Genomic DNA, 1,930 nt, shown 5'->3' with positions numbered 1-1,930 from the left:
GTACAGGCATGGTCAGGTGCTGGGTGTTGCCCGGTTTATTGTCGATTTCATCTTGGCGGATGGCGTGAAATTGGGCGAAGGCGGCGTGCATAGCGCTTGGGCGCGCGTACAGCTTGGCATAGTGCTGGCGCGTGGCTTCGTCGATCTTTTTCGGGTCGCCGGCAAATTCGTTCCAGAAGCGGTCGAGGTAGATGCGCTCACGGCCGGCTACCAGACGCTCGGCGTCAGGGCCGCCGAAGTCGAAGTGCCAGAGCATGGGCGAACGGACAATCTGCTCCCACGGGGCGATGCCGGGTACCGGCGCGTCCATCACCACCAGGCGCTCGGTTTGTTGCGGATAACGGGCGGCATAGGCGTAGGCGACCATGGTGCCGATGTCGTGGCCGACTACTACGGCATGGTCGAGGCCAAGCTTGCTAAGCACGCCGCGAATGTCGCCGGCTTGGGTCTTTTTGTCATAGCCGGTGGCGGGGATGGAGGACAGGCCCATGCCGCGCAAGTCGGGCACCACCACGGTGTGGTCGCGGGCCAGGTCGGCGGCCAGTGGCGCCCACATATCGCCGGTGTCGCCGAAGCCGTGAATCAACACCACGGCAGGGCCTTTGCCACCGACGCGCACGTGCAGGGTAACGCCGTCGACGGCGATTTCTTGGGTTTTAAAGCTGGCGGGAAAGGCGGTTACACCAGCCTGAGCGGGAAGGCTCAAGGCGAGCAATGCAACGACGGTAAAGAACACACGGATCATGGTGGCGTTCCCCAATGGCGCGGCGCCCAGGACGGGCACCGCAACGGTAATCGCAGGTGAGCGTAGACACTTTGCGGTAAAACGCGCGTGGCGCGGGGGACTGCGTTTGCCGGTTGATTCTGGATCCCCGCCTGCGCGGGGAAGACGGAGGTTTGCACCACCATCACCTCGTCCTCGCACAGGCAGCGGCCCCAAGATCCGGGTTCAAGAATCGTGCAGGCAACGATACGGCGCTAGTACGCGCTCTCGCCCCTACTGTTGGCAAAAGCGAATGCGGTTACCGAACGGGTCATGCACTTCCATCAGCAAGCCCCACGGCTGTTCGACGATGCCGGGGCGGCCGTAGCCGTAGTGTTTGCTGAGCAGTTCGGCGTTGTAGGCGCGAATGTTGTGCATGGGCACAAATACGGTGGCGCCGGGGCTGGCGTCGCCGTGGTGTTCGGAGAGGTGCAGTTTCAGGCCGGCACGTTCGATGCCCAGGTACAGCGGCAGGGTGGCTTCGAAGCGGTGTTCGAATTCCACGCTAAAGCCTAAGAAGTCGAGGTAAAACTCGCGGGCTTTGGCTTCGTCGAAACTACGCAGAATGGGGATGGCTCTGTCGAAGGCGATGCCGCTCGCTGGGCTGTCTTCGGGCAGTACGGCGCTGGCGGTGTTCCAGTCGTTGTAGCCGAGTTGCTGGGCGATCAGTTCCAGTGCCGCGCTGTGGGTAACGTCGTGGTGGCTGGCGGCCAATAACGCACGCAGCCGCTTGGCCATGGTTTTCGCTTGGGATTGGGTAACGGTGGGCATAGTTCGTCCTCTGTCGAAGCCTGTCAGTGCTCGCGTTGCCAACCTTCGACGGTCTGGAAGAACCAAGGAATGAGGGTTTACCGCAATGCTTTCACCGTACCCAGTGGGTGCGAGCGGCAGGCAGCATCGGCCTGCCGCGATGATAGGCAAAGGCCGCGGTGTTGGAAACCCTGCGCGGCTATTTGCTCATGGCGCTTTGCAAGGCGCCGGAGCAGACCAATACGCCGGCGCCGCCGGACAAGCATTCGTATTGCTCGCGCTCTTTGCCTTTGCTGGCCAGGCAGTCACGCAGGGTGATTTCGCTTTTGGCCTGGTCGAGGGCCTTCACCACTTGGTTGTATTGGTCGCCGGTGAGCTTGCCTTGCTGTTTGCGCTCGCGGGCGATGTCTTTGAGGT

Annotated in this window: 3 protein-coding genes; all 3 read right to left on the bottom strand. The window is 62.2% G+C overall.

Annotated elements, in window-relative coordinates; all coding sequences use genetic code 11:
• Positions 1–745: alpha/beta hydrolase (locus AAAB16_RS13560; RefSeq protein ID WP_340663795.1), on the bottom strand; the 745-nt coding region annotated here is incomplete at its 3' end.
• A 252-nt stretch (positions 746–997) separates the two neighbouring features.
• Positions 998–1,534, bottom strand: a complete 537-nt coding sequence (locus AAAB16_RS13555; RefSeq protein ID WP_340663794.1) for a glyoxalase superfamily protein — start codon at positions 1,532–1,534, stop codon at positions 998–1,000.
• A 178-nt stretch (positions 1,535–1,712) separates the two neighbouring features.
• Positions 1,713–1,930: hypothetical protein (locus AAAB16_RS13550; RefSeq protein WP_340663793.1), on the bottom strand; the 218-nt coding region annotated here is incomplete at its 5' end.

Origin of the sequence: Pseudomonas sp., assembly GCF_037994325.1 — a bacterium.
In the GTDB taxonomy this organism is placed as follows: domain Bacteria; phylum Pseudomonadota; class Gammaproteobacteria; order Pseudomonadales; family Pseudomonadaceae; genus Aquipseudomonas.
This window is presented reverse-complemented; position numbering and strand designations above follow the sequence as displayed.

What these genes read in the sequence shown, in the direction of transcription:
- AAAB16_RS13555 (WP_340663794.1), bottom strand. Translation starts at nt 1,534, where the DNA reads ATGCCCACCGTTACCCAATCCCAAGCGAAAACCATGGCCAAGCGGCTG.